At 59.9% G+C, this 7,199-nt stretch carries 6 protein-coding genes and 1 other annotated feature (1 of these 7 only partly in view); of the genes, 1 reads left to right on the top strand and 5 read right to left on the bottom strand.

All coding sequences use genetic code 11. The features are described from left to right. The 4 genes from PHU01S_RS04885 to PHU01S_RS04870 form a co-directional block, all read right to left on the bottom strand. The coding region (locus PHU01S_RS04885) for a hypothetical protein (protein ID WP_176587490.1) at window positions 1–247 on the bottom strand (247 nt) is incomplete at its 3' end. 442 nt (window positions 248–689) lie between these two features. After that, the gene (locus tag PHU01S_RS04880) at window positions 690–1,229 is read right to left on the bottom strand and encodes a deoxycytidylate deaminase (RefSeq protein ID WP_048748940.1); all 540 of its coding nucleotides are present in this window, start codon (window positions 1,227–1,229) and stop codon (window positions 690–692) included. A 136-nt stretch (window positions 1,230–1,365) separates the two neighbouring features. Beyond that, window positions 1,366–2,679: a homocysteine synthase gene (locus PHU01S_RS04875; protein WP_127506464.1), complete on the bottom strand. Its 1,314-nt coding sequence runs from the start codon at window positions 2,677–2,679 to the stop codon at window positions 1,366–1,368. A 58-nt stretch (window positions 2,680–2,737) separates the two neighbouring features. Further along, on the bottom strand, window positions 2,738–3,454 hold the full coding sequence (locus tag PHU01S_RS04870; RefSeq protein WP_164762983.1) for a ComEA family DNA-binding protein: 717 nt from the start codon (window positions 3,452–3,454) through the stop codon (window positions 2,738–2,740). Between the two features lie 250 nt (window positions 3,455–3,704). Here PHU01S_RS04870 and comER point away from each other — a divergent pair, with 250 nt between their 5' ends. Beyond that, on the top strand, window positions 3,705–4,544 hold the full coding sequence (gene comER, locus PHU01S_RS04865; RefSeq protein WP_127506460.1) for a late competence protein ComER: 840 nt from the start codon (window positions 3,705–3,707) through the stop codon (window positions 4,542–4,544). 122 nt (window positions 4,545–4,666) lie between these two features. Here the strand turns inward: comER and leuS are convergent, their stop codons facing one another. Beyond that, window positions 4,667–7,108, bottom strand: a complete 2,442-nt coding sequence (leuS, locus tag PHU01S_RS04860) for a leucine--tRNA ligase (RefSeq protein ID WP_048748933.1) — start codon at window positions 7,106–7,108, stop codon at window positions 4,667–4,669. Window positions 7,109–7,176: 68 nt separating this feature from the next. Beyond that, window positions 7,177–7,199 (bottom strand) — a binding site (T-box leader) (it continues 219 nt past the right edge of the window).

The following is a 7,199-nucleotide window of genomic DNA, read 5'->3' as shown; positions in this document are numbered from 1 at the left end:
CGGTCGCGGACCGCGCATCCGCCCACAGCCGCTCGCATGCGGCTAGGGCATAGGCCGCCAGGCATGCGGCGGCCAGCCCAGGCCTGGCCTGCCCGGCGAGCGCCAGCGCCGCCAGCAGCAGGCCGAGCCCCAGCCCGGCGCTCAGCGCTCCGCCGGGACTCCAATACGCCGCCGCCGAGCTTCCGGCGACAAAACAGACGGCCGCCCAGACAAGCGGCCTTCCGTCCAGATAACCTCTCGCTCTCATCCCTCTTCTCCTTTCCCGCAGAAAACAAAACACCTCCACGAATCTCCTTCTGAAAGGAGTTTTCGTGGAGGTGCTTCCTCCGAAAGCTATGGCATTCGTCTTTAGACTTTGTCTTTAGTCTTTAGTCTTTAGTCTTTAGTCTTTAGTCTTTAGTCTTTAGTCTTTGTCTTTGTCTTTGTCTTTGTCTTTGGCTTTGGCTTTTAACTTTTAGCTTTTAACTTTTAGCTTTTAGCTTCTAGCTTCTAGCTTCTAGCTTTTAGCCTTTATCCTTTAACCTTTAGCCTTTAACCTTTAGCCTTCATCCCTTAGCTTTTAGATTTCAGCTTTTAGATTTCAGCTTTTAGATTTCAGCTTCAAGATTTCAGCCTTAGCCTTCAGCTTTCAGCCTTTAGATCATAGCCTTTAAATTTCGGCCTCAGCCACATAAAAAAACCGCTGTCCGCTAATCCGTAACGGCAAGGCCTGCCTGCGGCGGAGCCTCATAGCCTTCCAGCTGCCGGAAGCCGATTCCCTTCTGCTCCATCAGCGTTCTGACTTTCTCCGAGTCCTTCGGATAAGCCCGGTGATAGACGATCTCGGAAATGCCGCTGTTCGCCAGCATGTTGGCGCAAGTCCAGCAAGGCTGGTCGGTCACATAAACCGTCGAGCCTTCCCGGTCGCTCCGGTCGGTGAACAGAAGCAGGTTCTGCTCGGCATGGATGGTACGGATGCAGCGCTGCTTCTTGACCATATCGGCCTTGCCGTCCGTAATCCGCTGCTCCCATTCCTCGACGATCATGCAGCCGGCCTCGGAGCAGTCGGCGACGCCCATCGGAGCTCCGTTGTAAGCTGTCCCCAGAAGCTTCTTGCCCTGGACGAGCAGCGCTCCCACGTGCCGCCTGAGGCAGCGTGATCGGGTCGATACCATATAGGCGATGTCCATGAAATAGGTGTCCCAGTCTTTTCTTGCGGCATCCTGCTGGACGGCGGATGTAGTCGGCATGCGGAGCAGCTCCTTCCTGTCGGTTCCTGTTGAATTCCATTATAGCGAATGCAGCGGGAAAGCGACAATCGGATGATGCGGGCATGTGACAATCCGCATCCGCAACAATCATGGGCCCTGGACGATCTCTATACGATCAGGAGCCGCTGGCGACCTCGCTCGCCTGGCTGGCGGCGATCGCCTGGCCGAGATCATGCAGGATGTCGGCGATTCCTTCCGTGCCGATGGACAAGCGGATCAGGCCCGGCGTGACGCCGGATGCCAGCTGCTCGTCCGGAGACAGCTGCTGATGCGTCGTGCTCGCGGGATGGATGATGAGCGACTTGGAATCCCCGACGTTCGCCAAATGCGAGAACAGCTGCACGGAGTTGATGATTCGCTTGCCGGCTTCGATTCCGCCTTTGATCTCGAAGGTCAGGATCGCCCCCTGTCCTTTCGGGAGGTACTTCTGCGCCAGCTCGTACGAAGGGTGTCCGGGCAGGCCGGGATAGCTGACGGAAGCCACCGCGTCATGGGCTTCCAGATAACGTGCGACTTCCAGCGCGTTGGAGCTGTGGCGCTCCATCCGCAGGTGAAGCGTCTCCAGCCCCTGCAGCAGCAGGAAGGAATTGAACGGCGAGATGGCGGCGCCAAGATCGCGGAGAAGCTGCACGCGCGCTTTGATGATATAAGCCAAAGGACCGACGGCATCCGTGTATACGAGGCCGTGATAGCTCGGATCCGGCTCCGTCAGTCCAGGGAACCTTCCGCTCGCCAGCCAGTCGAACGCTCCGGCGTCGACGATGATTCCTCCGATGGAGGTGCCGTGTCCGCCGATGAATTTGGTCGCCGAGTGGACGACGATATCCGCGCCGAACTCGATCGGCCTCAGCAGATAGGGACTCGGGAACGTATTGTCCACGATGAGCGGAACGCCGTTCTCATGCGCGATCCTGGCGACGGCTTCGATGTCCAGAACATCGCCTCTCGGATTGCCGATCGTTTCGCCGAATACGGCTTTGGTCTTATCCGTAATCGCTGCGCGGAAGTTCTCGGGATCGGAAGCATCCACGAAGATCACCTTGATGCCCAGCTTCGGCAGCGTATGCGCGAACAGGTTGTATGTGCCTCCGTACAGGCTGGAAGAGCTGACGATCTCGTCGCCTGCCGAAGCGATATTGAGAATCGAGTAGGAGATGGCGGAAGATCCCGAGGAAACCGCAAGCGCTGCCGCTCCGCCTTCCAGCGCCGCAACCCGCTTCTCGAATACGTCGCTGGTCGGATTCATGATGCGGGTATAGATATTTCCGAACGACTTCAGTCCGAACAGATCCGCCGCATGGTCGGTGTCATGAAAGCCGTACGATGTCGTTTGATAGATCGGCACGGCGCGGGACAGGGTGGCGGGATCGATTTCTTGGCCGGCATGGACGGCCAGCGTTTCGAGAGCAAGCTTGCGAGGTTCAGTCATCTTCTTAAAACCTCCTATATCGGGATGAAATAATGGAATTATGCCCATTCTCTCACATTCATGGAAGGACGACAACTAGATCTTTCCATTTCTCCACGATTTTCGGACCGATTCCCTTCACCCTCTGGACATCCTCGACCGATCGGAAAAAACCGCTTCGTTCCCGCTCCTCGACGATCGCTCCTGCTTTGGCGGGCCCTACGCCGGGCAGCGCATCGAGCTGCTCGGCGCTTGCCCGATTCAGGTCAAGCCTCCCATCCGACGCGGCGTTTCCGCCAGCCGCTCGCCCGCTCTCTGCGCCTTCTCCGCTCCCGATTGCACCGCCCTTTGCCCCTGTGCCGCTCCGTTCCCCGGCATCTGATGAAGCATCGCCTTCCGGCTTTCGCTTGCTCTCCGCTTCCGCGCCGCTGTCCGAGCCTCCATCGGCTGAGCCTTTCCCCGCTTCGCCGCCCTGATGAGCCTCTGTCGCTCCAGCTCCGCCAGAAGCTCCTCCTGCGGCGGTTCCGTTGCCTGCCGCAGCCTCGCCTCCGGAAACGGCTTGTCCGTAAACAGCGCCTCCATCCTCTATTCCCGTTCCACCGTTCCCCCCGTCCCCGCCTGCTGCAGCTTCCTTGCCGGCCATCGCCTCCGCTAGCGCCGCATTCACTTGAACCCAGCCGGCCGGCTCGGGATCCCGCGGCTGCCGAAGCCCGAATGCGATCAAGCCGGCCCCGGCCAAGCCGAGCACCAAAACGGCCGTTTTCCGGCTCCGCCATGGCCATCCATATCTCTCCACAAGCATGCTCCTCCCTGCCTTCAGGCATTGATTCGTGAAGGTTTTCCTTTCCTCGACATGTTTGCCGAGCCGTCCTGCATAGAGTACTAACAATCCGCCTTCCGCCCTGGCAAGGAATGCCTTCCGGGATCGGATGGTCAGAAGGGATATACGGGCCTGCACGGCAGGCCCATGCATTGTATCCCATGCGGGACGTCCATTTCCGGGCTTCGGCCTGGAACCGGCGTCCCAGCTCGCAAGGAGGGATCCCATGAAAATCGGATTTATCGGCACGGGCAGCATGGGCAGCCTGCTGGTGGATTCATTCATCCGGTCGGGCGCTGTCGAAGCATCCGATGTCATCGTCGCCAACCGGACTTTCCATAAGGCCGAACGTCTTGCCGCGCAGCATCCCGGCATTACGGCCGCTCCATCAAGCCGCGAAGCCGCACAGAGGAGCGACTGCCTTTTTTTGTGCGTCAAGCCCTCGGAATTCAAATCCGTTCTGCAGGAAATCCAGCCGTCCGTCCGGAGCGACCAGGTCGTCGTGTCCATCACCAGCGCCGTGCTCATCAGCCATCTGGAGGACCAGCTTCCCTGCCGCATCGCCAAAATCATCCCCAGCATTACGAACGGAGTGCTGAGCGGCGCCTCGCTCTGCATGTTCGGCAGCCGCATGACCGTCGCTGACTGCTGCTACCTCGAAGGCATCCTGTCGCGCATAAGCGAGCCCTTGCTCATCGACGAGCAGTACACCCGGATTGTCTCCGACCTGTCCAGCTGCGGTCCGGCTTTCATCTCCTTCCTGCTCCAGCGCCTGATCGACGCCGCCGTCGAGATGACCGGCATCGATCCCGACGAGGCGGTCGCCATCTCCAGCGCCATGCTGCTCGGCACAGGCAAGCTGCTGACCGAAGGAGGCATGACGCCCGATGAGTTGATCCGCCGCGTCTCGGTGCCGGGCGGCATTACCCAGCAAGGCTTGCAGCTGCTCAGGCAGGAGACGGACGGCATGTTCCAGAAGCTGATCACCATCACCCATGACAAATTCCGCGAGGATCTCGAAAAGGTCGAAGCTTCCCTATACGGCGAAGAGGTGAACGGTCCCTGAGAAATTCGCGCATGCGAAACCTCCAGGGTCCGTTCACCTCTTCCGGGATGCTTTCCTCAGAAAGAGCCTCCGGCGGCCTTTCCTCCTCTTCATCAAGGGGGTCGGCCGCCATCGGAATCACTTTAATTGGCTACGATATTGACGAGCTTGCCTTTGACTGCGACGACCTTGCGGACCGTCTTGCCTTCCGTCAGCTCCTTCACGCGAGGGAGCTCTTTGGCGATCCGTTCCATTTCGTCCGTGTCGGTGTCGGCCGCGATGGATACGCGCTCGGCGATTTTGCCGTTGACCTGCACGACGATCTCGACCTCCTGATCCACCGTCCAGGCTTCTTCATAAGAAGGCCATGCCACATACGTGACGGACTCGGAATGGCCCAGCTTCTCCCACAGCTCCTCGGCGATGTGCGGAGCGAGCGGCGAGAGCAGCTGCACGAAGTTCTCCATGGAACGGCGCGGCAGCGTGTCGGCCTTGTAGGCTTCGTTGACCCAGATCATCAGCTGGCTGATCGCCGTGTTGAAGCGCAGGTTGTCGAAGTCGTCCGTTACCTTCTTGATGGAGCGGTGCCACACCCGATTCATCGCGTCGCTTCCCTCGGCATCCGAAATCTTCGGATTCAGCTCGCCGTTCTCGCCGACGAACAAGCGCCAGACGCGGCTCAGGAAGCGGTGCATGCCCTCGACGCCGCTCGTGTTCCATGGCTTCGTCGCTTCCAGCGGCCCCATGAACATTTCATACAAACGCAGAGTGTCGGCGCCGTATTCGCCCACGATGTCGTCGGGATTGATGACGTTGCCGCGGGATTTGCTCATCTTCTCGTTGTTCGTGCCGAGAATCATGCCTTGGTTGACCAGCTTGTGGAAAGGCTCCTTCGTATCCACGACGCCGAGATCGTAGAGCACCTTATGCCAGAAGCGCGCATACAGCAGATGAAGCACCGCATGCTCCGCGCCGCCGATATACAGGTCGACCGGCAGCCATTCCTTCTGCTTCTCGGCGGAGCACAGCTCCTGATCGTTCTTCGGATCGATGAAGCGCAGGTAGTACCAGCAGCTTCCCGCCCATTGCGGCATCGTGTTCGTTTCGCGGCGCGCCGGCAGTCCCGTCTCCGGATCGGTCGTGTTGACCCAGTCCGCAACGTTGGCGAGCGGAGATTCTCCCGTGCCGGAAGGCTTGATCGCATCGACATCCGGCAGCAGCACCGGAAGCTGGTCCTCCGGAACCGGCTTCATCGAGCCGTCCTCCAGATGGAGAATCGGAATCGGCTCGCCCCAATAGCGCTGGCGGCTGAACAGCCAGTCGCGCAGGCGGTAGGTCGTTTTGCCGCGTCCTTTGCCCGTCTCTTCCAGACGGCTGATCATGGCCGCGATGCCCTCGCTGTTGGACAGGCCGTTCAGGAAGTCCGAGTTCACATGCGGTCCGTCGCCTGTATACGCTTCTTCCTCGACGCTGCCGCCTTGGACGACCTCGATGATCGGCAGGCCGAACTGCTTGGCGAATTCCCAGTCGCGCTGGTCATGGCCCGGCACGGCCATGATCGCTCCCGTGCCGTAGCCGGCCAGGACATAATCCGCGATCCAGACCGGAACCTTGGCTCCGCTGACCGGATTGATCGCATAAGCTCCCGTGAAGACGCCGGATTTGTCCTTGGCCAGATCGGTGCGCTCGAGATCGCTCTTGCGGGAAGCCGCCTCGCGGTAGTCCGCGACAGCCGCCTTCCGATCCTCGGAAGTGATGGAGTCTACCAGCTCATGCTCCGGAGCCAGCACGCAGTAGGTCGCGCCGAACAGCGTATCCGGACGGGTCGTGAACACCTGGATCTCCGCCGCAGAGCCGTCGACCGCAAACGCCACCTCCGCGCCTACGGACTTGCCGATCCAATTGCGCTGCATGTCCTTGATGCTCTCCGACCAGTCCAGCTCCTCGAGATCCTCGAGCAGGCGCTCGGCATACTCGGTGATTCTCAGCACCCACTGGCGCATCGGCTTGCGGATGACGGGATGGTTGCCGCGCTCGCTGAGGCCGTTGATGACTTCCTCGTTCGCCAGCACCGTGCCCAGCGCCGGACACCAGTTGACCGGCACCTCGGCCACATAAGCGAGGCCTTTCTTGTACAGCTGGATGAAAATCCACTGCGTCCATTTGTAGTAGTCGGGATCGGTCGTGCTGATCTCGCGGTCCCAGTCGTACGAGAAGCCGAGCGACTTGATCTGGCGGCGGAAGTTGTTGATGTTCTTCACCGTGATCTCGCGGGGATGCTCGCCGGTATCGAGAGCATGCTGCTCCGCCGGCAGGCCGAAGGCGTCCCAGCCCATCGGGTGCAGCACGTTGAAGCCCTTCATCCGCTTGTAGCGGGAGACGATGTCGGTCGCCGTGTACCCTTCCGGATGGCCTACATGCAGACCGGCTCCGGATGGATAAGGGAACATGTCGAGCGCGTAGAATTTCGGCTTGCCGTAGTCCTCCGTCGTGCGGAACGTCTTATGCTCATCCCAATGCTGCTGCCATTTCGGCTCCAGCTTCTGGGGGTTGTAGCCTTGCCCTTCCATTCTTTCCTGACTCATGGCCTATGCCTCCTGTTCATTGTCGCGGGGGCGCAAACGCAAAAAACCTCCCGTCCCAGCGATTAATCGCTAGGGACGAGAGGTTTGAATT

It is taken from the genome of Paenibacillus humicus NBRC 102415, from assembly GCF_004000905.1.
Taxonomy (GTDB): Bacteria; Bacillota; Bacilli; order Paenibacillales; family Paenibacillaceae; genus Paenibacillus_O; species Paenibacillus_O humicus.
The sequence above is the reverse complement of the archived record's forward strand: the minus strand, read 5'-3'. Positions and strand labels throughout refer to the sequence as shown.

Bases quoted from the DNA above. Each gene is read 5' to 3' on its own strand.
- PHU01S_RS04880 (WP_048748940.1), bottom strand. From the start codon at position 1,229: ATGCCGACTACATCCGCCGTCCAGCAGGATGCCGCAAGAAAAGACTGG.
- PHU01S_RS04875 (WP_127506464.1), bottom strand. From the start codon at position 2,679: ATGACTGAACCTCGCAAGCTTGCTCTCGAAACGCTGGCCGTCCATGCC.
- comER (WP_127506460.1), top strand. From the start codon at position 3,705: ATGAAAATCGGATTTATCGGCACGGGCAGCATGGGCAGCCTGCTGGTG.
- leuS (WP_048748933.1), bottom strand. From the start codon at position 7,108: ATGAGTCAGGAAAGAATGGAAGGGCAAGGCTACAACCCCCAGAAGCTG.